The following is a 22,946-nucleotide window of genomic DNA, read 5'->3' on the forward strand; positions in this document are numbered from 1 at the left end:
TGAGGCGCCGGGCTGCGAGGCTTCGGATGCGAAGATTCGTATGGAACCCGGACGGAACCATCGTCAATGTGGCACCTGGGAGGTGGAATTGCAAGGGCGGGGTAACTCATGAGTCACCTCTTGCATTGCTTTGCGCCGTTCGGTGCCGCTCACATTGGATGTTAGCCGGGGCGGCGTGTTCCTGGCATGACAAGGTTGTAATGTGTTCATTGGCATGCTTGGCGTCCGGTTGTGCGGCAAGGGCGGCCCGACACACGCGAGAGCAGGGAAGACCCTCGAAAGGGTCATAGTCTTCGTGCTAGAATCGCACGTTTAATCCATTTGTAACCCCTTCATTTTTCGGAGTTTTTCATGGCGATCGAACGCACCCTGTCGATTATCAAGCCGGATGCCGTGGCCAAGAACGTCATTGGCCAGATCTACGCCCGTTTCGAGGCCGCCGGCCTGAAGATCGTTGCTGCCAAGATGGTGCACCTGTCGCGCGGCGAAGCCGAGCAGTTCTACGCTGTCCACAAGGAGCGTCCGTTCTTCAAGGACCTGGTGGATTTCATGGTTTCCGGCCCGGTCATGATCCAGGCCCTGGAAGGCGAGAACGCCATCGCCAAGAACCGTGACCTGATGGGCGCCACCGACCCGAAGAAGGCCGAGAAGGGCACCATCCGCGCCGATTTCGCCGACAGCATCGACGCCAACGCCGTGCACGGCTCGGACGCCGCTGAAACGGCTGCCGTGGAAGTGTCGTTCTTCTTCCCGGGCATGAACGTCTACAGCCGCTGATTGTCCGGCGCTGCTGCCAGGACTAGACTGACACCGAAGCTGAGTTTGCCGTCATGAACGCTCTCGTCAACCTGCTCGACCTCGACGCGGACGCGCTCACCGCTTATTGCGGCGAGCTCGGCGAGAAGCCGTTCCGTGCGCGGCAACTGCAACGCTGGATCCACCACTACGGTGCCAGCCGCTTCGACGCCATGTCGGATCTCGCCAAGTCGCTGCGCGAAAAGCTCGCGACGCGGGCCGAGATCCGCGCGCCTGCCGCCATCACCGACCACCTGTCGGCCGACGGCACGCGCAAGTGGCTGCTCGACGTGGGCCAGGGCAACGCGGTGGAAACGGTCTACATCCCCGAGGAAACGCGCGGCACGCTGTGCGTTTCCTCGCAGGCGGGGTGCGCCGTCAACTGCCGCTTCTGCTCCACCGGCAAGCAAGGCTTTTCGCGCAACCTCAGCACCGGTGAAATCATCGGCCAGCTGTGGATGGCGGAGTTCGCCATGCGCGAACAACTGGGCCGCGGCCCCAAGGACGACCGCGTCATCTCCAACGTGGTGATGATGGGCATGGGCGAGCCGCTGCTGAACTACGATGCTGTCGTGCCGGCCATGCGCCTGATGCTCGACGACAACGCCTACGGCCTGTCGCGCCGCCGCGTGACGCTGTCCACCTCCGGCGTGGTGCCGATGATGGACCGGCTGTCCAAGGATCTCCCGGTGGCTCTCGCCGTGTCGCTGCACGCGTCCAACGACGCCCTGCGCGACGTGCTGGTGCCGCTGAACAAGAAGTACCCGCTGGCCGAACTGATGGCGGCATGCCGCCGCTACCTGGAATTCGCGCCGCGCGATTTCATTACTTTCGAATACTGCATGCTGGACGGCGTCAACGACGGTGTCGAGCATGCGCGGGAACTGCTGAAGCTTGTGGCCGACGTGCCGTGCAAGTTCAACCTGATCCCGTTCAATCCTTTCCCCGAATCGGGCCTGAAGCGTTCCAACAACGATCAGATCCGGCGCTTTGCGCAGGTGCTGATGGACGCAGGCATCGTGACCACCATCCGCAAGACCCGCGGCGACGATATCGACGCCGCCTGCGGCCAGCTGGCCGGGGAAGTGAAGGACCGCACGCGCCTGGCCGAGCGCGGCAAGTTCGGCAAGATCACGCCACTGGTGCCGGTCGCTGCTTCCGGCCAGCCTCGGGAGGTTCGCCCTGCATGATCCGTCTGCTCGCTGCGGCCCTGCTGGGGCTGCTGATGTTGTCCGGCTGCCAGCTGCCGCATGCGCCGGCGCAGGATCCCCAGACCGCTTCCGACCAGACCGATGCAAGGCGCCGCGCCGGCATCCGGCTGCAGCTTGCCACCAACTACCTGGAGGCGGGCCAGAACGCGGTCGCCCTTGACGAGATCAAGCAGGCCATTGCCATCGATCCGGCGCTCGCCGACGCCTACCATGTGCGCGCGCTGATCTACATGAACATGAATGAGCGGACGCTGGCCGATGACAGCTTCCGCACGGCGGTGTCGATGCGTGCCAACGACGGCGACCTGCTCAACAACTACGGCTGGTTCCTGTGCCAGGAAGGGCGCTACGGCGAGGCCGTGCCGATGCTGCAGCGCGCGATGTCGGCGCCGTCCGCAGGCGGCCCCGCCAAGCCGCTGATCAGCCTGGGCGCGTGCGAGCTGCGCCAGGGCCACAGCGCCGAAGCGGAAAAGAACCTGAAGGCCGCGCTCGGCTACGACCGCAACAACCCGGTGGCCAACACCAACCTTGCGCTGGTCTTCTACCGGCGCGGCGATTTCGCGCAGGCCCGGCAATATGTCCAGCGCGTCAACAACAGCCAATTTGTCAATGCGCAATCCCTCTGGCTGGGAGCGCGCATTGCCCACCGTCAGGGCGACAGCCGCACGCAGGATGCGCTTGGGGCGCAACTGCGCAGCCGCTTCCCCGACTCGCGTGAGTTGACCGCCTACGAACAAGGAGCATGGGATGAGTGAGCACGACCGCGCCGCAGGCCAGGCCGTACCGACGCAACAAGTCGGCGGGGGCGCGCACGAAGGAGAACGCGAAGCTGCCGCACGCGAGATCGGCGCAGCGCTGGCGCGCGAGCGCGAGGCGCAGCGCATGTCGGTGGAAGACGTCAGCGCGCGCCTGAAGGTGGCTGCAGGCAAGCTGCGCGCGATCGAGGCCGGCAACCTGCAGGCACTGCCCGACGTGACCTTCGCCAAGGGCGTGATGCGTGCCTATGCGCGCATGCTGCACGTCGACATCGACCCGCTGCTGGCACGCTTCCAGCCGCGCCCGGTGGCGCAGGTGGCGGAAATTGCCCGGCAGCGCGAGGGTGGCATCAATGCGGCCTTCGACGACCGCAACCGCTTCCGCTCGGGCGGCAACGGCGGCCGCTGGGTCTGGCTGGCGCTGGTGGCCGTGCTGGTGGCCGCGGGCGGCTGGTTCGGCCTTGACCATATCCGCGCATGGATCGATGCGCGCAGCAGCGCTGCCGAGACCGTAACGGCTGAAGCGCCTGCCGTGATCCAGAGCACGGAAGCTGGCACCGTGACGGCGGCGCTGCCGCCGGTCATGGCCGCCAGCGATTCGCCGGCGCCGTCTGCCGAAACCGCTCCGGCCAGTGCCGCCGCAGCTCCCGTGGCCGCGACGGCACCCGCAGCCGCTTCCGCGCCTGCAGCTGCCGCGGCACCGGCTGCGCCAGCAGGCGAGGGCGAACTGCAGATCCGCTTTGCCGGCGATACCTGGTATGAGATCCGGGACAATAGCGGCAAGATCGTCATGGGCGGTACCGCCAAGGCCGGCCAGACCGTGGCCGGTGGCGGCACGGCCCCGTACAAGGTGGTGATCGGCAACGTCAAGGGCGTCGAGTCGTTGACGCGCAATGGCACGCCGGTCGACCTGAAGGCAGCCAACCGCAACAACGTGGCGCGCCTGACGCTGCCCTGACGCGGGCGCGCGGTGCGTCTTTGCAAGGTGGTAACGCTATGAACCAACAGCTCTGTCTCCCGGTCCTGCCCGGTCCGCTGCCGCGCCGCCAGACGCGCCAGGCGCGCGTTGCGTGGGGCGACAATGTGGTGACCATTGGCGGCAGTGCGCCGGTGCGCGTGCAGTCGATGACCAACACGGATACGGTCGATGCCATCGGCACGGCCATCCAGGTCAAGGAACTGGCGCGTGCGGGCTCGGAGATCGTGCGCATCACGGTGAACACGCCCGAGGCCGCCGCCGCGGTGCCGTCGATCCGCGAGCAGCTCGACCGCATGGGCGTGAACGTGCCGCTGGTGGGCGACTTCCACTACAACGGCCACAAGCTGCTGCAGGACTATCCGGCCTGTGCCGAGGCGCTGTCCAAGTACCGGATCAACCCCGGCAACGTCGGCCAGGGCGCCAAGCGCGACACGCAGTTCGCGCAGATGATCGAGATGGCGTGCCGCTACAACAAGCCGGTGCGCATCGGCGTGAACTGGGGCAGCCTGGACCAGGACCTGCTGGCACGGATCATGGACGAGAACGCCGGGCGCGCCGAGCCGTGGCCGGCGCAGAGCGTGATGATCGAGGCGCTGATCACCTCGGCCATCGACTCGGCCAAGAAGGCCGAGGAAATCGGCCTGCCGGGCGACCAGATCATCCTGTCGTGCAAGGTGTCGCAGGTGCAGGAACTGGTCGCGGTGTACCGCGAGCTGGCACGCCGCTGCGACTACGCGCTGCACCTCGGGCTGACCGAGGCCGGCATGGGCAGCAAGGGCATCGTGGCGTCGACCGCGGCGCTGTCGGTGCTGCTGCAGGAAGGTATCGGCGACACCATCCGCATCTCGCTGACGCCTGAACCCGGCGCGCCGCGCGAGAAAGAGGTGTACGTGGGGCAGGAGATCCTGCAGACCATGGGCATGCGCAACTTCACCCCGATGGTGATTGCGTGCCCGGGCTGTGGCCGCACCACCAGCACCGTCTTCCAGGAGCTGGCGGCAAGCATCCAGGCCTATCTGCGCGAGCAGATGCCGCAATGGAAGACCGTCTACCCGGGCGTCGAGGAAATGGATGTGGCCGTGATGGGCTGCATCGTCAACGGCCCGGGCGAGAGCAAGCACGCCAATATCGGCATCTCGCTGCCGGGCTCGGGTGAATCGCCGGCGGCGCCGGTGTTCGTCGACGGCGTCAAGGTGAAGACGCTGCGCGGCGAGCGCATTGCAGAAGAATTCCAGGCGATCGTAGATGAATACGTTCGCACGCATTACGGCCCGGGCGCTGCGCGGGCCGACAAAGAAGTGGCAGCCTGAGCCGGACCGGCCGGGTGCCAGCAGCCTGACAAGAACAGAATGACGCAATCCGAGAACGTGGCCGCCGCAGGCGGTGCCAAGACCGAACCGAAGGTGCGCCCCGCCAAGGCCCTGCAGGGCGTGAAGGGCATGAACGACATGCTGCCGGCGGACGCGCCGCTGTGGGAGCATTTCGAGAATGCCGCACGCGCCATGCTGCGTGCCTACGGCTACCAGCAGATCCGCACGCCGATCGTCGAGCATACGCAGCTGTTCGTGCGCGGCATCGGCGAGGTCACCGACATCGTCGAGAAGGAGATGTACTCCTTCACCGATTCGCTCAACGGCGAGCAGCTGACGCTGCGCCCCGAAGGCACCGCCGCGGCCGTGCGCGCCACCATCGAGCACAACCTGCTGTACGACGGCCCCAAGCGCCTGTGGTACACCGGCCCGATGTTCCGCCACGAGCGTCCGCAGCGCGGCCGCTACCGCCAGTTCCACCAGCTCGGCGCCGAGGCGCTGGGCTTTGCCGGCCCGGACGTGGATGCCGAAATCATCCTGATGTGCCAGCGCCTGTGGGACGACCTGGGCCTGGTTGGCGTGCGCCTGGAGCTCAATTCGCTGGGGCAGGCCCATGAACGCGCCGCGCACCGCGAACAGCTGATCAAGTACCTGGAAGGCTTCCAGGACATCCTGGACGACGACAGCAAGCGCCGCCTGTACACCAACCCGCTCCGCGTGCTGGACACCAAGAACCCGGCGCTGCAGGAGATGGCGGCCAACGCGCCCAAGCTGATCGACTTCCTCGGCGAGGAGTCGCTGGCGCACTTCGAGGGCGTGCAGCGCCTGCTCAAGGCCAACAACATCCCGTTCAAGATCAACCCGCGCCTGGTGCGTGGCCTCGACTACTACAACCTGACGGTGTTCGAGTGGATCACCGACAAGCTGGGCGCGCAGGGCACCATCGCCGGCGGCGGGCGCTATGACCCGCTGATCGCGCAGATGGGCGGCAAGCCGGCGCCGGCCTGCGGCTGGGCCATGGGCATCGAGCGCATCATCGAGCTGATCCGCGAAGAGGGCGTGGTGCCCGACGCGGCGGGCTGCGACGTCTACCTGGTGCACCAGGGCGAAGCCGCCGCGCAGCAGGCGATGATCGCCGCGGAACGGCTGCGCGACGCGGGCCTGGACGTGGTGCTGCACGCCAGCCCCGACGGCAAGGGCGGCAGCTTCAAGTCGCAGATGAAGCGTGCCGACACAAGCGGCGCGGCCTATGCCGTTATCATTGGCGACGACGAAGTGGCTGCCGGCGTGGTCCAGGTCAAGGAACTTCGCCAGCGCGAGCAGGCCGAAGGCGGTGGACAACAGGCCACCGTGCCGGCCGAGGGACTGGTCGATTACCTGATCGACGCCATGGTCGGCGCCAGCGAATAAATCGCGCGCCGGCCAGCCGGAAAACCCCAGTACACGAGTACCTAACCCAACGCAGGTGATTGCCTCGACATGGCTTACGATCTAGAAGAACAGGAACAGCTTGAGAATCTGAAGGCCTGGTGGCGCCAGTACGGCAATGCGCTGACCTGGGTGCTGATCGTCGCGCTGCTGGCGTTCGCCGGCTGGAACGGCTGGAAGTACTGGGAACGCAAGCAGGCGGGCGAGGCCGCGGTGCTGTACGAGCAGGTGCTCAAGGCCGCCGAGGCGCGTGACATCGAGCGCATCAAGCGCGCCGCGACCGACCTGGAAGACAAGTACGGCCGCACCGCCTATGGCCAGATGAGCGCGCTGGTCGCGGGCCGCGTGCTGTACGATGCGGGCGACCTCGCCGCGGCCAAGAGCCAGCTGCAATGGGCCATCGACCATGGCGACCAGGAGTATTCGCACCTGGCGCGCGTGCGCCTGGCCGGCGTGCTGCTCGACGAGAAGGCCTACGACAAGGGCCTGGCGCTGCTCAAGGATGAACCGCCGGCAGCGTTCGTGGCGCTGTATGCCGACCGCCGCGGCGACCTGCTCGCCGCACAGGACAAGCGCGACGATGCGCGCACGGCCTATCGCAAGGCGCTGGACAAGCTGGGCCAGGATGAGCCGGCGATGCGCCAGATCATCCAGTTCAAGCTTGATGCGCTGGGCACGGCCTGATCCGGCCGCTCCCGAACGCATGCAAACACCGCATATCCAGCGGATCGTATAAACAGGACCGTAACCCTATGACGTCAGTGCTTTCCCGTGCCGTACATCGCCAGCCCGCCCGCGCCATGACCCGTGCGCTGGTGGCGGTTGCCTGCCTGGCCACACTGGGCGGCTGCTCGCTGTTCAGCAAGGAAAACAAGCACCCGCCCGCCGAGCTCAAGCCGATCTCGGGCACGCTGTCGGTGCGCCAGGCCTGGAAGGCCGACGTGGGCAAGAGCGGCCCCTATTCGATGCAGCCGGCCGCGGCGGGCAACAACGTCTACGTCTCGTCCAACAACGGCAACGTGATGGCGCTGGAAGGCGCCAGCGGACGCGTGCTGTGGAAGGCCAAGGCCGACCTGGACCTGACCTCGGGCCCGGGCAGCGATGGCTCGGTGACGGCGGTCGCCGGCGAGAAGGGCGCCATCTATGCCTTTGACGCCAGCGGCAAGCAGATCTGGAAGAAGCAGGTCAACGGCGAGGTGCTGTCGGCGCCGCTGGTCGGCAACGGCCTGGTGGTGGTGCGCACCACCGACACGCGCGTATTCGGCCTGGACGCCGAGACCGGCGAGCGCCGCTGGATCTACCAGCGTTCGCAGACGCCGCTGAACCTGCGCGCGGCGATGGGGATGGTGTTTGCCGGCGACGGCATCGTGATGGGCTTCCCCGGCGGCAAGCTGGGCGTGCTGACGCCGGGCAACGGCGTGCTGCGCTGGGAGAGTGCGGTCTCGTACCCGAAGGGCGTGTCGGAGATCGAGCGCCTGAACGACGTCACCGGCCTGCCGATGGTGAGCGGGCGCCAGGTCTGCGCCACTACCTTCCAGGGCCGGGTGGCCTGCCTGGAGCTGGCCAGCGGGCAGCCGCAGTGGGGCAAGGATTTCTCGTCGCCGAGCGGCCCGGCGCAGGATGACAATGCAATTTACGCCAGCGACGAGCAGTCGGTCGTGCATGCGTTCGACCGCCAGAACGGCAACGAGCGCTGGAAGAACAACGACCTGCGCAATCGCCGCCTGGGCGCGCCGCTGGCCCTGGGCCGCTCGGTGGTTATGGGCGACTTTGAAGGTTATGTACACTTCCTGTCGCGCGAAGACGGCCAGGTCATCGCACGCATGAAGACCGATGGCAGTGCCATCACCGCCGCGCCCGTGGTGGCGGGGCAGACCCTGGTAATCCAGACCCGCGACGGCGACGTCTACGGTTTCCAGCCTGGCTGACAGGAATCCAATGCGCGCTGCCGTACACCTGTCGGTACGGCTAGCGCCGAATCCGGTAGCATGATCCTTAGCGCGGCAATTGCAGCGGGTCCGTTGACCCGGCACCGCGCCCGACAGGACAAGCGGCAGACCGCGCCCTAGGTGGCGCGGCGTGCCGTCGGATCCATTGACTCCGGAGTTACCGGGGGGCGGCGTGCCGGCCCCCGTTTCCGTTTATTGCATGAAACCAGTTATCGCACTTGTCGGCCGCCCCAATGTGGGCAAGTCGACGCTATTCAACCGCATGACCCGATCGCGCGACGCCCTTGTCGCCGACCTGCCGGGCCTGACGCGCGACCGCCATTACGGGGAAGGGCGCATCGGCGAACGTCCGTTCATCGCCATCGATACCGGCGGCTTTGAGCCGGTGGTCAAGGAAGGCATCGTCGCCGAGATGGCCAAGCAGACCAAGCAGGCCGTGGTCGAGGCCGACGTGGTGATCTTCATCGTCGACGGCCGCCTGGGCCTGGCGCCGCAGGATCGCGCCATCGCCGACTACCTGCGCAAGACCGGCCGGCGCATCATGCTGGCGGTCAACAAGGCCGAGGGCATGAAGTACACCTCGGTGGCGGCCGATTTCTATGAGCTGGGCATGGGCGATCCGTACGCGATCTCCGCTGCCCACGGCGACGGCGTGAGCGAACTGGTCGACGAGGCCATCGAACTCGCGGTCCAGGAGCGCCCCGAGCTGGGCGAAGAGATTCCGGACGAAGGCAAGGGCGTCAAGATCGCCATCGTCGGGCGCCCCAATGTGGGGAAATCCACGCTGGTCAACACGCTGATCGGTGAAGAGCGCGTGATTGCGTTCGACATGCCCGGCACCACCCGGGATGCCATCTACGTGGAGTTCGAGCGCGGCGGCAAGCCCTACACGCTGATCGACACGGCCGGATTGCGCCGGCGCGGCAAGGTGTTCGAGGCGATCGAGAAGTTCTCGGTGGTCAAGACCCTGCAGTCGATCGCCGATGCCAACGTGGTGATCCTGCTGCTCGATGCGCAACAGGATATTTCCGACCAGGACGCGCATATCGCCGGCTTTATCGTGGAGTCGGGCCGCGCGCTGGTGGTGGGCGTCAATAAATGGGATGGGCTGGACGGCCATACCCGCGACCGCATCAAGCATGACCTGGAACGCAAGCTGCAATTCCTGAACTTCGCGAATTTCCATTTTGTCTCGGCGCGCGAGCGTACCGGCATTGGCGCGCTGATGCGTTCGGTCGATGATGCGTTCGCCGCGGCCATGGTCAAGCTGCCGACGCCGCAGCTCACGCGTGTGCTGCAGGAAGCGGTGGAATTCCAGCAGCCCAAGCGGGTCGGCGCGTCGCGGCCCAAGCTGCGCTACGCGCACCAGGGCGGCTCGAATCCGCCCATTATCGTGATCCACGGCAATGCGCTCTCGGGCGTTGCGGAAACCTACCGGCGCTACCTGGAAAATCGTTTCCGTACGGCATTCAAGCTCAAGGGCACCCCTCTTCGCATCGAATTTCGTACGAACAAAAATCCGTACGCGGACTCGAAGGATTGAGTCCGGAATCGGATTCCTGGCGGGGCAAGTTTTCGTTTGCGTTCGTTTGGAACTGCGGCTAAATTTGCGGTAGCAGGGGGTTCCCTGTGCATTGACGCCGACTTGGTACCGTTTTTGATCTTTTTTCTGGCGCGTTTTTGCGCCGACTGACTTGAACCGGGGATTTCCATCCCCATCATTCACCACTAAACCTATAAATTTGGAGTGTGCCATGAGCAACAAAGGGCAACTGCTACAAGACCCGTTCCTGAACGCGCTGCGCAAAGAGCACGTGCCGGTTTCCATCTACCTCGTCAATGGCATCAAGCTGCAAGGCAATATCGAATCGTTCGACCAGTATGTCGTCCTGCTGCGCAACACCGTGACGCAGATGGTCTACAAGCATGCGATTTCCACTGTCGTTCCTGCGCGCGCGGTCAATTTCCGCGTGGATGACGCCGCCGAGGCCTGATCTCCTTGCGGGCATCGTGCGGGCGCCCCGCGGCGCCGCACTGATGCCCGGCGCCGGTGCGCCATCGCGCCCGGTGCCGCGCGGCCCGGCGGTTGCCAATGCCGCCACCGCTGCCGCCACGTTCCGCATCATGCGGCGGCCTGTCCCGGCAGGGGCCGGGACAGTGTCCGACATCCGCCCGCCTTCCCCCTGAACCCGTTTTTCCCTGCGCTTACGCGCCCTCCCTTGGACCCCAGAGCCACTTCCAATACCGCCCCTTCGCGCGCCATTCTGGTCGGCGTCGACTTCGGCAAGCATGACTTCCAGGAAAGCCTCAGCGAACTGGCGCTGCTGACCTCTACCGCAGGCTCGCTGCCGGTGCATACGTTGACGGGCCGCCGCTCGCGGCCGGATCCGGCGCTGTTCATCGGCTCGGGCAAGGCCGAGGAGCTGAAGGAGGCCGCCGACGCCCTGGATGCCGACGTGGTCGTGTTCAACCACGCCCTGAGCCCGGCGCAGCAGCGCAACCTGGAACGCTTCCTGAACCGCCACGTGATCGACCGCACCGGGCTGATCCTGGACATCTTCGGGCAGCGCGCGCAGAGCCACGTGGGCAAGGTGCAGGTGGAGCTGGCGCAGGTCCAGTACCGCGCGTCGCGGCTGGTCCGCGCGTGGAGCCACCTGGAGCGGCAGAAGGGCGGCATCGGCATGCGCGGCGGCCCCGGCGAGCGCCAGCTCGAGCTGGACCGGCGCATGCTGGACGAGCGCGCCAAGCGGCTCAAGTCCGATCTGTCGCGGCTGCAGCGCCAGCACAGCACGCAGCGGCGCGCGCGCGCGCGCAATGACACGCTCAGCATTTCGCTGGTGGGCTATACCAACGCGGGCAAGTCGACGCTGTTCAATGCGCTGACCAAGGCTGGCGCCTATGCGGCCGACCAGCTGTTCGCCACGCTCGACACCACCTCGCGCCGGCTGTTCCTGGACGGGCTGGGCAACGTGGTGCTGTCCGACACGGTCGGCTTTATCCGCGACCTGCCCACGCAACTGGTGGCGGCGTTCCGCGCCACGCTGGACGAGACCGTGCATGCCGACCTGCTGCTGCATGTGGTGGATGCATCGAGCCCGGTGCGCCACGAGCAGATCGAGCAGGTCAACCGCGTGCTGGCGGAAATCAACGCGCTGGACATCCCGCAGATCGTGGTGATGAACAAGATCGATGCCGCGCCCGAGTTGTTGGAGCAGGGCCCGCGCCTGGAGCGCGACGAGGACGGCATCCCCACCCGCGTGTTCCTGAGCGCGCGCGAGGGCATGGGCCTGGATACGCTGCGCGAGGCCGTGGTCGAGGTGGCGCAATGGCTGGCCAGCCGCCCGCCCGAGCCGCAACCCTATGACCCGCGCCTGGCCGACGTGCCCCAGTACGCCGATGCCGGCGATGATGGCAGTGCAGATGAGGGCGGCGTGGCTGACAGCAGCGACGACGCCGACGCGGGGGATTCGGGCAGGCTGTAGCCTGTCAAGTTGCCGTCAGTTCGCCGCCAGTGCTCCGGCCGTTCTGCCCAATCCCGGTGCGATTGCTGCCGGGATTGCGCGAATTGGCCAAAAGTGGCTCGGATGACTGCTAGAATCCCCCTGTTACAAACTTCCCCGGACCCGTGCACTTCATGCCCCAGTTTCCCCGGAATGCTGATTCGAGCCTGACACCAGGCGGCCGCTTCGCGCTGCGCGCGGGCTGGCAGCGCCTGCGCGCCATCTTCTCGCTGAACGATCCGCGCTGGGGTCGCAACGGTCAGGACGACGACGACAAGAAGGACGGTCGCGACGACAACCGCCAGCAGAACCAGCGCCCGCAGCAGGACGGCGGCCCGCCCGACCTGGACGAACTGTGGCGCGACTTCAACCGCCGCCTGAACGGCCTGCTCGGCCGCAAGGACAACGGCGGCGGCAACAATCAGGGCTTTGGCGGTCCGCGCACGCCGGGCAAGGGCTCGGGGGTGGGCGCTGGCGTGATCGTGGCGGCCGTGGTCGGCATCTGGCTGGCCAGCGGCTTCTTCATGGTTCAGGAAGGCCAGACCGCGGTGATCCTGCAGTTCGGCAAGTTCAAGTACTCCACTGGCCCCGGCATCAACTGGCGCATGCCCTGGCCGGTCCAGTCGGCCGAGATCGTCAACCTGTCGGCCGTGCGTTCGGTCGAGGTGGGGCGCTCCACCTCGATCAAGGACAGCAACCTGAAGGACTCGTCGATGCTGACGCAGGACGAGAACATCATCGACGTGCGCTTTACGGTGCAGTACGTGATCCAGGACGCCGGCGAATTCCTGTTCTTCAACAAGACCGACCGCGGTGGCGATGAAGAGCTGGTGACGCAGGCCGCCGAGACCTCGGTGCGCGAGATCGTCGGCCGCAACAAGATGGACGCGGTGCTGTACGAGAGCCGCGAACAGATCGCGCAGCAACTGGCCAAGTCGATCCAGGCCATCCTGACGGCGTACAAGACCGGCATCCGCGTGCTGTCCGTGAACGTGCAGAGCGTGCAGCCGCCCGAGCAGGTGCAGGCCGCGTTCGACGACGTCAACAAGGCCAGCCAGGACCGCGAGCGCGCGATCAGCGAAGGCCAGGCCTATGCCAATGACATCCTCCCGCGCGCCAAGGGTACCGCGGCGCGCCTGAAGGAAGAGTCCGAAGCCTACCGCTCGCGCGTGGTGGCGCAGGCCGAGGGCGATGCCTCGCGCTTCCGTTCGGTGCAGACCGAATACGCCAAGGCGCCGCAGGTGACGCGCGACCGCATCTATCTGGAAACCATGCAGCAGATCTACACCAATTCGACCAAGGTGCTGGTGGACGCGCGCCAGGGCAACAATCTTCTCTACCTGCCGCTGGACAAGCTGATGGCACAGGCCGACGGCCGCGCTGCGCCGCAGCCGGGCCAACCGGGTGCGGCCAGCCCGCCGGCGTCCGCGCCGGATGCATCGACGGACGCCCGTTCGCGCGAAGCGCTGCGCAACCGCGACCGCGACTCGCGCTGAGGAGACCGTCATGAACCGACTGATTTCCTTCGCGATTGGCTTTTTCATCCTGCTGGCCGTGGTTTCGTCCATGCTGTTCGTGGTCGACCAGCGCCAGTACGCCGTGGTGTTCGCCTTCGGCCAGATCAAGCAGGTGGTGCGCGAGCCCGGCCTGCACTTCAAGCTGCCGCCGCCGTTCCAGAACGTGGTGTTCATGGACCGCCGCCTGCAGACCATCGACGTCGCCGCCAACGAGCGTTTCCTGACCGCCGAGAAGAAGAGCATGGTGGTGGACTGGTTCGTCAAGTGGCGCATCACCGATCCGCGCAAGTTCTTCGTCGCCTTCGGCGGCAACCTGCGCGGCGCGCAGGACCGCATGACCCAGCGCATCGACTCGGTGGCGCGCGAGGAGTTCGGCAAGCGCACCGTGGCCGACGTGGTCGCCGGCGAGCGCGAGCAGGTGATGCAGGCCATCCGCAACGGCATGGCTGAATATGCCAAGTCGGTCGGCGTCGAGATCCTGGACGTGCGCCTCAAGCGCGTTGACCTGCTGCCCGCGATCAGCGAGTCGGTGTACCGCCGCATGGAGGCCGAGCGCAAGCGCGTGGCCAACGAGCTGCGCTCCACCGGCGCCGCCGAGGGCGAGAAGATCCGCGCCGATGCCGACCGCCAGCGCGAAGTGGTGCTGGCCGAGGCTTACCGCGACGCCCAGGTGATCAAGGGCCAGGGCGATGCCAAGGCCTCGCAGATCTATGCCGACGCGTTTGGCCGCGATCCGCAGTTCGCGCAGTTCTGGCGCAGCATGGAGGCTTACCGCAACACCTTCCGCGACAAGCGCGACGTGCTGGTGCTTGAGCCCAACTCCGAGTTCTTCCGCTACATGCGTTCCAGCGGCGGTGCCGCCGCGGCCGCCTCGGGCGGATCCGGAGGCAAGCGCTAGCACCGTCGCTTGTCCGTGTGGCGAATTGACGAAACCCCGGCTTGCCGGGGTTTTGTCCGGCTGGAGCCATCCTCGCCGAGTGATGGCGCGGGCGCGTGGCGCCTGCGATGACGTTTCTGGTCAAGGACCGGTGCCTTGGGGGCATTGCCTCGCGAGGTGGTCAGAATGACTGAGAAGAGATTGACTGAGAAGAGATTCACTATGTCCAACCATTGGCTGCTGCCAGAAAACATTGCCGACGTGCTGCCGTCGGAAGCGCGCAAGATCGAAGAACTGCGCCGCCGCATGCTGGACCTGTTCCGCACCTACGGCTATGAGCTGGTGATGCCGCCGATGCTGGAATACCTGGAGTCGCTGCTGACCGGCACCGGCCATGACCTGGACCTGCGCACGCTCAAGCTGGTGGACCAGTTGTCGGGCCGCACCATGGGCCTGCGTGCCGATATCACGCCGCAGGTGGCGCGCATCGACGCGCACCTGCTGAACCGCCCGGGCGTGACCCGCCTGTGCTACGCGGGCAACGTGCTGCATGCGCGCCCGGCGGGCTTCCACGCCACGCGCGAGCCGATCCAGATCGGCGCCGAGATCTATGGCCATGCCGGCCTGGAAGCCGACGTCGAGATCCAGGACCTGATGCTGGCCGCGCTGCAGGCGGCGGGGCTGTCCGATGTCCGCATCGACATGTGCCATGCCGGCATTCTGGAAGCGCTGCTGGCGGGCCTACCGTCGATCCGCAAGATCGAGGACGCGCTCTTTGCCGCGCTGGAAACCAAGGATGTGCCGGCCCTGCGCGAACTGACCGTGGGCATGCCGCAGACCGAGCGCGATGCGCTGCTGGCGCTGCCGACGCTGTACGGCGGCGTGGACGTGATCGAGCGCGCGCGCGCGACGCTGCCGGCCAGCCCGGCCATCGGCCGCGCGCTGGATGAACTGGCGGCACTGGCGGTGCAGGTGCGCGGTGCCAGCGTGAATATCGACCTGTCGGATTTGCGCGGTTACCACTATCACAGTGGCGTGATGTTCGCGGCCTATGTTGCCGGCCTGCCCAATTACGTGGCGCGTGGCGGCCGTTACGACAAGGTGGGCGAAGCCTTCGGCCGGGCGCGCCCGGCCACGGGATTCTCGCTGGATCTGCGAGAAGTGGCTGCGCTGTCGCCTGTGGAAGTGCGCGCCCAGGCGATTTTTGCGCCCTGGGATGCGGATCCGGCACTCCGGGCCGCGATTTCCGCGCTGCGCGCGGCCGGCGAGATCGTGATCCAGTCGCTGCCCGGCCATACCCACGAGCTCGATGAATTCAACTGCGACCGGCAGCTGGTGCGCCAGGATGCCGGCTGGGCCGTGGTGCCGCGCTGACGCTTGGGCGCCGGGCGTGCCCAAAAATCGAGAATCGCCCGGCAACAAGAGTAGAATACGTTTTTAACCTATTGACCAAAGCAATATGTCCGCATCCGCAGTAGGCCAGGGACGCAATGTCGTCGTGATCGGCACCCAATGGGGTGACGAAGGCAAAGGAAAAATCGTCGATTGGCTTACCGACCAGGCAAAGGGCGTGGTGCGGTTCCAGGGTGGCCACAACGCTGGCCACACGCTGATCATCGGTGGCAAGAAGACCATTCTCCGCCTGATCCCGTCCGGGATCATGCGTGACGGCACGGTCTGCTACATCGGCAACGGTGTGGTGCTGTCGCCCGAAGCTTTGTTCCGTGAAATCGAAGAACTCGAAGGCGCCGGCCTGCAGGTGCAGAGCCGCCTGCGCATTTCCGAGGCCGCCACGCTGATCCTGCCGTACCACGTTGCCATCGACAAGGCGCGCGAAGCGCGTCGTGGCGCCGCCAAGATCGGCACCACCGGCCGCGGCATCGGCCCGGCCTATGAAGACAAGGTGGCCCGCCGCGCGCTGCGCGTGCAGGACCTGTTCGATCCGCAGCAGTTCGCCGAACGCCTGCGCGAGAACCTGGACTATCACAACTTCATGCTGACCCAGTACCTGGGCGCCGAAGCCGTGGACTTCCAGCAGACCCTGGACGAAGCGTTGGCCTACGCGCCGCGCCTGGCGCCGATGGTGGCCGACGTGTCGGCCGAGCTGTATGCGGTCAATGCCGCCGGCGGCAACCTGATGTTCGAAGGCGCGCAAGGCACGCTGCTGGACGTGGACCACGGCACCTATCCGTTCGTGACCTCGAGCAACTGCGTGGCCGGTGCTGCCGCAGCGGGCGCCGGCGTCGGCCCGGGCCGCCTGAACTACATCCTGGGCATCACCAAGGCCTACTGCACGCGCGTGGGCGCGGGCCCGTTCCCGAGCGAGCTGTACGACAACGACAACCCGTCGCGCCAGGACCCGGTCGGCGTGCGCCTGGCCAACGTCGGCAAGGAATTCGGTTCGGTCACCGGCCGTCCGCGCCGCACCGGCTGGCTGGATGCCGCCGCGCTCAAGCGCTCGGTGCAGATCAACGGCGTGTCGGGCCTGTGCATGACCAAGCTGGACGTGCTCGATGGCCTGGAAACCATCAAGCTGTGCGTGGGCTACGAGCTCGACGGCAAGACCGTCGACATCCTGCCGCGCGGCTCTGATGCCGTGGCTCGCTGCGTGCCGGTCTACGAGGAATTCCCCGGCTGGAACGAGTCGACCTTCGGCGTGAAGACGTGGGACGCGCTGCCCGAGCAGGCCCGCGTCTACCTGAAGCGCGTGGAAGAAGTGGTCGGGATTCCGATCGACATGATCTCGACCGGCCCGGACCGCGACGAGACCATCCTGCTGCGTCATCCGTACAAGGCCTGACCCGGCAGCAGCCCACCACCAGGCTGCGGCGCCACGAGCGCTGCGGCCCGCCAGAAATAAATCGGCCCGCGCAAGCGGGCCGAGCCATATCGGTCAACCGACCCGACGATACAAAGAGTAAAACGATGAACCTGCCAACGAACGATGACGAGAACCTGTGGGTCTCCTGGGACGAATACCATCGCCTGATCGCACGCCTGTCGCTGAACGTGCATGAGTCGGGCTGGAAGTTCGACAAGATCCTGTGCCTGGCGCGCGGCGGGCTGCGCGTGGGCGACCAGATGTCGCGCATCTTCGACGTGCCGCTGGCCATCCTGGCCACCAGCAGCTACCGCGAGGCCGCGGGCACGCAGCAGGGCAACCTGGACATCGCGCAGTACATCACCATGACCCGCGGCGAACTGACGGGCAGGGTGCTGCTGGTCGACGACCTGGTGGATTCTGGCATCACGCTGGAACGCGTGGGCCGCCACCTGAAGGAACGCTATCCGGCCGTAACCGAGGTGCGTTCGGCCGTGCTGTGGTACAAGGCGTGCTCGAAGGTCGAGCCGGACTACCACGTGACCTTCCTGCCGTCGAACCCGTGGATCCACCAGCCGTTCGAAGAGTACGACACGCTGCGCCCGCACAACCTGGCCGCCTGGCTCAAGCGCGGCAAGCGCGCCAGCCAGGACGACGCCGCGCAGGCCTGATGCGCTTGTGCCGGGGCCTGTCGCTACGGGCGGCCCCCGGCGGCCGGCTTAATAGCCGACCGTGAAACGCTGGCGCGAATGCGCCGGCTTTTCGATCTCATCGAGCATCGCGATGGCATAGTCTTCCATCGAGATCCAGCTCTTGCCTGCTGCGTCGCTCAGCAGGTTTTCCTCGCCAACGCGGAACTTGCCGGTACGCTCGCCCGGCTCGAACAGTGCCGACGGCGACAGGAAGGTCCAGTCGATCTGCTGTTCGCTACGCAGCGCGTTGAGGAAGTCGCGGCCTGCGAGGGCTTCGGGCTTGTAGGCATCGGGGAAGTTCGGGGTGTCGACCAATTGCACCCCCGGCGCGACATAGAGGCTGCCGGCACCACCCACCACCAGCAGGCGCGGCACGCCAGCCTGGCGCACGGCCGAGGTCACCTGCTGCGCGTTCAGCTGCGCAAAGCGCGCGCTGCTGATGACCACGTCGTTGCCGGCCAGGGCGGCAGCCAGTGCGGCGACGTCGGCGCCGTCCACGTCCGCGGTGGTCACGCCGTCGCGTGCGGGCAGTTTGCTGGCCTGGCGCGCAATGGCGGTCACCTGGTGGCCGCGGCGCAGGGCTTCGTCGGTCAGGCGCGTGCCAACACGGCCGGTGGCGCCGATGATTGCGATCTTCATGGTCACTCCTTCTTTCGGTCAGGTTGATATGAAACCATTGTGGTTACATATCGGGGCAAAAAAATTCAGCGCTTGCGGCGCTGGCTGTTGCCTTCGACATCGGCGAGCATGCTGGCGATGGTGATGCCGGCAAGGGTATCGTCCATGGCCGCCTGCGCACGGTCCGCGACCTTGCGCAGCGCACCGGTGATCTCGCGCCCGACCGGGCAGGCCGGGTTGGGCGCGCTCTGGTGCAGCGTGATCAGCGCGGTGGTTTCCACCACGCGGAACACGTCGAGCAGCGTGATTGACGCAGCCGGGCGCGCCAGCGTGGCGCCGCCGGTGCTGCCCATGGTGGTCGCCACCAGGCCGGCTTCAGCCAGTTGACCGATCAGCCGCCGGATCAGCGCCGGGTTGGTGCCCACGCTGCCGGCGATCAGCGACGAGGGCACCGGCTCGGCCGAACCGGCGAGCAGGGTAAGGATGTGGACCGCCACGGCGAACCGGCTGCTTGTGCTCAACGCTTGTGCTCGGGATGTCAGGTGCAATGTGAAACCATGATAGTTACACATGGTCGGGCATGTCAAGCACGGACAGGAGCGCAAGGAGGGCGGAGTACCGGGAGGGAAGGAGGTAATACGCCGAAGTGGCAGCCAATGGCCGGTGGAATGCCGGAATCGCCACTGAAGCTGTTACACTCCTCGACATTGCCGTACCGTTGTGGTTCGGCTGCCGCGCGGGGTACGGTGCGCGGTTTCACGGACGGGAAAAAACCCGTACGCTCGCAGGTATGACATCGCGGCATGGCCGCCAAGCAAGGAGTGCAAGTTGCCGGATCTGATGCGCGAAACAGGCGTCAAAAACAAAAAACCCGCAGGGCTCGAAAGCGCTGCGGGTTTTCCGGTAACTTGGTGCCCAGGAGAGGACTCGAACCTCCACAGTGTTGCCACCGCTAGGACCTGAACCTAGTGCGTCTACCAATTCCGCCACCTGGGCAGGTGTCGAAACAACCGAAGCGCTCATTATAGAGAGCGCGAGAATTTTGTCAAATAGTTTCCAGAAAAAATTGAATCAGAACAACTATCCGATCCCCAGCCGGGAAGAAATCCTGGGCGTGCTGAGAACGTCGGGATCCCCCCAGTCGGCCGGCGATATTGCCAAGGCCCTCTCCGTCACGCGCAAAGAGCATGACGGTTTCCAGAAGCGCCTGGCGGCCATGGAGCGCGACGGCCAGATCGAGCTGAATCGCAAGGGCCGCTATGAGCTGGCCCATCAGCCGAACTTCGTCACCGGCCGGGTGCAGGGCCACCGCGACGGCTTCGGCTTCCTGATCCGCGACGACGGTGAAGACGACATCTTCTTGCCCGAGCGCGAGCTGCAGAAGGCCATGCACAACGACCGCGCGCAGGTGCGCGTGGTGGGCTACGACCGGCGCGGGCGCCCCGAAGGGCAGATCGTCGAGATCATCGAGCGCGCCAACCGTTTTGTCATCGGCCGTCTGCTCAGTGAAGGCGGCGTGCTGGTGGTGGCGCCTGAAGACAAGCGCATCAGCCAGGACATCCTGATCCCGCCCAAGGCGCAGGGCAAGGCACGGGTGGGGCAGGTGGTCAGCGTCGAGCTGATCGAATTCCCCGACCGCTACGTGCAGCCGGTGGGCCGCGTGGTGGAGGTGCTGGGCGAAATCGACGATCCCGGCATGGAGATCGAGATCGCCGTGCGCAAGTACGGCGTGCCGCATGCGTTCTCTCCGGCCGCAGCCCAGGAAGCCTCCGCGCTGCCCGACGAGGTGCGCCAGGCCGACCTGGACCACCGCATCGACCTGCGCGACATCCCGCTGGTGACCATCGACGGCGAAGACGCACGCGACTTCGACGACGCGGTCTATTGCGAGCCGGTCAAGATCGGCCGCGCCAAGGGCTGGCGCCTGATCGTGGCGATCGCCGACGTGTCGCACTATGTGCGCCCCGGCACGCCGCTGGATGCGGATGCCCTGGACCGGGCCACTTCGGTCTACTTCCCGCGCCGCGTGATCCCGATGCTGCCGGAGAAGCTGTCCAACGGGTTGTGCTCGCTCAATCCGCACGTGGACCGGCTGTGCATGGTGTGCGATGCCGTGATCACCGCCAAGGGCGAGCTCAAGGGCTACCAGTTCTACCCGGCCGTGATGCATTCGACCGCGCGCCTGACCTACAACGAGGTCTGGTCGGTGCTGTCCAACACCAAGGGCCCCGAGGCGCACAAGCGCGGCGAGCTGGTGCCGCACCTGCAGAACCTGTATGAGCTGTTCCAGGTCCTGCTCAAGGCACGGCGCGCGCGCGGCGCGATCGACTTCGACACCACCGAGACCTATATCGTCTGCAACGCGCAGGGCAAGATCGAGCAGATCCTGCCGCGCACGCGCAACGATGCGCACCGGCTGATCGAGGAGTGCATGCTGACCGCCAACGTCTGCGCGGCCGACTTCCTCGAACGCTTCAAGCACCCGGCGCTGTACCGCATCCACGCGGGCCCCAGCGAAGAGAAGCTGAAGAACCTGCGCGACTTCCTGCGCACCGCCGGCCTGTCGCTGGGCGGGGGCGACAAGCCGCAGGCATCGGACTACGCCGAGGTGATGGACAAGATCAAGTCCCGTCCCGACGCGCCGATGCTGCAGACCATGCTGCTGCGCTCGATGCAGCAGGCGGTGTACAGCCCGGACAATATCGGCCACTTCGGCCTGTCGTACGAGGCCTACGCGCACTTCACCAGCCCGATCCGCCGCTACCCCGACTTGCTGGTGCACCGCGCGATCAAGGCGGTGCTGGCACATACCAAGTACCAGCCGGCGTTTGCGCACGGGACCGAGCTGAATACCGCGATCTCGCCCAAGGCGCGCCGGCTGCAGGCCAAGGACGCCGAGCAGAAGGCGGAACTGACCGCGGCGCGCGCCAGGCGCAACGAGGCCATCTGGGACGAGCTCGGCCTGCACTGCTCGGCCAATGAGCGCCGCGCGGACGAGGCTTCGCGCGATGTCGAGGCCTGGCTCAAGTGCTACTTCATGCGCGACAAGCTGGGCAGCGACTACGCCGGCACCGTCAGCGCCGTGACCTCGTTCGGCATCTTCGTGCAGCTCGACGAGCTGTACGTGGAAGGCCTGGTCCACGTGACCGAGCTGGGCAGCGACTACTTCCAGTACGACGAGGCCCGCAACGAACTGCGCGGCGAGCGCACCGGCATCCGCTACCGCCTGACCGACCGCGTGCGCGTGCAGGTGTCGCGCGTGGACCTGGATGCGCGCAAGATCGACTTCCGCCTGGTGCAGGAGCCGTCGGCGAAAACCCTGCGCGCCCGCGCGGGGGGCACCGAGACCCAGCCGCGGGTGCCCGCCGCCCATGCGGTGCCGGCGCGCAAGAAGGGCCGCCAGCTGGCGGCGCTGCTGGGCGGCTCGTCCAAGCCGGAAGAGTCGTTCGACGAGACGCTGGACCGCGTGATCGAGGAGCAGCCGGTGTTCGAGGCGGTGATCACGCCGCTCAGGCCGCACGTGAAGACCGGCGGCAAGCCGGCCAAGCGCGCGGCCAAGCCCAAGCCCTCGCACCTGGAGAAGCCGCGCAAGCCGGCCTCCAAGTCGCACCAGGCCAAGCCGGCGGGCAAGACGCCGGCCAAGAGCCCGCGCACCCCGCGCAAGCGCTGAAGCCTGCGGCGGCCGCCATGCCGCCGACTCGCGCCCCCGGCCGGCTGCCGGGGGCGTGAGGGCGAGTACAATCGCGCCATGGCTAAAAACAAACTCCTGATCGGCTTTCACGCCGTCACCGCACGCCTGCGCCAAGATGCCAAGGGCGTGACCGATGTCTATATCGAATCCGCGCGCCGCGACCGGCGCATGCAGGACTTCGTGCGCCTGGCCGAAAGCCTGGGCGTGCGCCTGCATCCGGTCGATGCCGAGCGCCTGCGCGGCATGGCCGGCACCGACCGCCACCAGGGCGTGGTGGCACGTGCCGAAGACGTGGCGCTGGCGCTGAACCTGGATGAACTGCTCGACGGCATCGAAGGCACGCCGCTGCTGCTGGTGCTGGACGGCGTCACCGACCCCCACAACCTGGGCGCCTGCCTGCGCGTGGCCGACGGCGCCGGCGCGCATGCCGTGATCGCCCCCAAGGACCGCAGCGTCGGCCTCAATGCCACCGTGGCCAAGGTCGCCAGCGGCGCCGCCGAGACCGTGCCCTATATCACCGTCACCAACCTGGCCCGCACCCTGCGTGAGCTGCAGGAACGCGGCATCTGGGTCATCGGCACCGCCGACGGCACCGAAAAGTCGCTGTATGACATCGACTTCAAGGGCCCGACCGCGATCGTGATGGGCGCCGAAGGCGAGGGCATGCGCCGCCTGACGCGCGAGACCTGCGACGAGCTGGTCGGCATCCCGATGGCGGGTGGCGTGGAAAGCCTGAACGTCTCGGTCGCCAGCGGCGTATGCCTGTACGAAGCCGTGCGCCAGCGGCGCCTGCCGCGATAAGT

The 22,946-nt window shown here is 66.6% G+C and carries 20 protein-coding genes and 1 tRNA gene; 18 read left to right on the forward strand and 3 right to left on the reverse strand.

The window, feature by feature from the left end:
• The first annotated feature begins 351 nt into the window (after window positions 1-351).
• The 16 genes from ndk (at window position 352) to AC3WVS_RS19000 (ending at window position 17,813) form a co-directional block, all read left to right on the forward strand.
• On the forward strand, window positions 352-777 hold the full coding sequence (gene ndk, locus AC3WVS_RS18925; protein WP_010809422.1) for a nucleoside-diphosphate kinase: 426 nt from the start codon (window positions 352-354) through the stop codon (window positions 775-777).
• 53 nt (window positions 778-830) lie between these two features.
• Window positions 831-1,985: a dual-specificity RNA methyltransferase RlmN gene (rlmN, locus tag AC3WVS_RS18930; protein WP_010809423.1), complete on the forward strand. Its 1,155-nt coding sequence runs from the start codon at window positions 831-833 to the stop codon at window positions 1,983-1,985.
• The gene (gene pilW, locus AC3WVS_RS18935) at window positions 1,982-2,761 is read left to right on the forward strand and encodes a type IV pilus biogenesis/stability protein PilW (protein WP_492319880.1); all 780 of its coding nucleotides are present in this window, start codon (window positions 1,982-1,984) and stop codon (window positions 2,759-2,761) included. Before rlmN ends, pilW begins: the two co-directional genes overlap by 4 nt.
• A complete protein-coding gene (locus tag AC3WVS_RS18940; RefSeq protein WP_492319881.1) occupies window positions 2,754-3,719 on the forward strand; it encodes a RodZ domain-containing protein in 966 nt (321 codons plus the stop codon). The genes pilW and AC3WVS_RS18940 overlap by 8 nt, the downstream gene beginning before the upstream one ends.
• Window positions 3,720-3,757: 38 nt before the next feature.
• On the forward strand, window positions 3,758-5,050 hold the full coding sequence (ispG, locus tag AC3WVS_RS18945; RefSeq protein WP_492319882.1) for a flavodoxin-dependent (E)-4-hydroxy-3-methylbut-2-enyl-diphosphate synthase: 1,293 nt from the start codon (window positions 3,758-3,760) through the stop codon (window positions 5,048-5,050).
• 39 nt (window positions 5,051-5,089) lie between these two features.
• Window positions 5,090-6,460, forward strand: coding sequence for a histidine--tRNA ligase (gene hisS, locus AC3WVS_RS18950; RefSeq protein ID WP_010809427.1), 1,371 nt, complete (start codon window positions 5,090-5,092; stop codon window positions 6,458-6,460).
• A gap of 69 nt (window positions 6,461-6,529) precedes the next feature.
• Window positions 6,530-7,162, forward strand: a complete 633-nt coding sequence (locus AC3WVS_RS18955) for a tetratricopeptide repeat protein (protein WP_439670731.1) — start codon at window positions 6,530-6,532, stop codon at window positions 7,160-7,162.
• 68 nt (window positions 7,163-7,230) lie between these two features.
• Window positions 7,231-8,406 (forward strand): outer membrane protein assembly factor BamB, encoded by a 1,176-nt coding sequence (bamB, locus tag AC3WVS_RS18960; RefSeq protein WP_492319883.1) that lies wholly within the window; start codon window positions 7,231-7,233, stop codon window positions 8,404-8,406.
• Window positions 8,407-8,626: 220 nt separating this feature from the next.
• Window positions 8,627-9,970 carry a ribosome biogenesis GTPase Der gene (gene der / locus AC3WVS_RS18965; protein ID WP_492319884.1) on the forward strand — a complete coding sequence of 448 codons (1,344 nt, stop codon included), beginning with the start codon at window positions 8,627-8,629 and terminating at the stop codon, window positions 9,968-9,970.
• A 211-nt stretch (window positions 9,971-10,181) separates the two neighbouring features.
• Window positions 10,182-10,421, forward strand: coding sequence for an RNA chaperone Hfq (gene hfq / locus AC3WVS_RS18970; RefSeq protein WP_010809431.1), 240 nt, complete (start codon window positions 10,182-10,184; stop codon window positions 10,419-10,421).
• Window positions 10,422-10,646: 225 nt separating this feature from the next.
• Window positions 10,647-11,909, forward strand: coding sequence for a GTPase HflX (gene hflX / locus AC3WVS_RS18975; protein WP_492319885.1), 1,263 nt, complete (start codon window positions 10,647-10,649; stop codon window positions 11,907-11,909).
• A 152-nt stretch (window positions 11,910-12,061) separates the two neighbouring features.
• The gene (gene hflK / locus AC3WVS_RS18980; RefSeq protein WP_010809433.1) at window positions 12,062-13,423 is read left to right on the forward strand and encodes an FtsH protease activity modulator HflK; all 1,362 of its coding nucleotides are present in this window, start codon (window positions 12,062-12,064) and stop codon (window positions 13,421-13,423) included.
• 10 nt (window positions 13,424-13,433) lie between these two features.
• Window positions 13,434-14,342, forward strand: a complete 909-nt coding sequence (hflC, locus tag AC3WVS_RS18985) for a protease modulator HflC (protein WP_010809434.1) — start codon at window positions 13,434-13,436, stop codon at window positions 14,340-14,342.
• A 201-nt stretch (window positions 14,343-14,543) separates the two neighbouring features.
• Window positions 14,544-15,695 carry an ATP phosphoribosyltransferase regulatory subunit gene (locus AC3WVS_RS18990; protein ID WP_492319886.1) on the forward strand — a complete coding sequence of 384 codons (1,152 nt, stop codon included), beginning with the start codon at window positions 14,544-14,546 and terminating at the stop codon, window positions 15,693-15,695.
• A gap of 85 nt (window positions 15,696-15,780) precedes the next feature.
• Window positions 15,781-17,121, forward strand: coding sequence for an adenylosuccinate synthase (locus AC3WVS_RS18995; protein ID WP_492319887.1), 1,341 nt, complete (start codon window positions 15,781-15,783; stop codon window positions 17,119-17,121).
• A gap of 125 nt (window positions 17,122-17,246) precedes the next feature.
• Window positions 17,247-17,813, forward strand: coding sequence for a phosphoribosyltransferase (locus tag AC3WVS_RS19000; protein WP_492319888.1), 567 nt, complete (start codon window positions 17,247-17,249; stop codon window positions 17,811-17,813).
• Between the two features lie 48 nt (window positions 17,814-17,861).
• Here the strand turns inward: AC3WVS_RS19000 and AC3WVS_RS19005 are convergent, their stop codons facing one another.
• The 3 genes from AC3WVS_RS19005 to AC3WVS_RS19015 all read right to left on the reverse strand — a co-directional run bounded on the left by AC3WVS_RS19005 (window position 17,862) and on the right by AC3WVS_RS19015 (window position 19,448).
• On the reverse strand, window positions 17,862-18,473 hold the full coding sequence (locus tag AC3WVS_RS19005) for an NAD(P)-dependent oxidoreductase (protein WP_492319889.1): 612 nt from the start codon (window positions 18,471-18,473) through the stop codon (window positions 17,862-17,864).
• 65 nt (window positions 18,474-18,538) lie between these two features.
• Entirely contained in the window at window positions 18,539-18,973 is a 435-nt protein-coding gene (locus tag AC3WVS_RS19010) for an Rrf2 family transcriptional regulator (RefSeq protein ID WP_492319890.1), read from the reverse strand.
• A gap of 388 nt (window positions 18,974-19,361) precedes the next feature.
• Window positions 19,362-19,448, reverse strand: a tRNA-Leu gene (locus AC3WVS_RS19015).
• A gap of 70 nt (window positions 19,449-19,518) precedes the next feature.
• Between AC3WVS_RS19015 and rnr the strand changes: the two genes are divergently transcribed.
• Window positions 19,519-22,122: a ribonuclease R gene (gene rnr / locus AC3WVS_RS19020; protein ID WP_492319891.1), complete on the forward strand. Its 2,604-nt coding sequence runs from the start codon at window positions 19,519-19,521 to the stop codon at window positions 22,120-22,122.
• A gap of 78 nt (window positions 22,123-22,200) precedes the next feature.
• Window positions 22,201-22,944: a 23S rRNA (guanosine(2251)-2'-O)-methyltransferase RlmB gene (rlmB, locus tag AC3WVS_RS19025; protein WP_010809441.1), complete on the forward strand. Its 744-nt coding sequence runs from the start codon at window positions 22,201-22,203 to the stop codon at window positions 22,942-22,944.
• Window positions 22,945-22,946 lie beyond the last annotated feature (2 nt).

Source organism: Cupriavidus sp. CPT47-8839-RL05A (assembly GCF_058792255.1).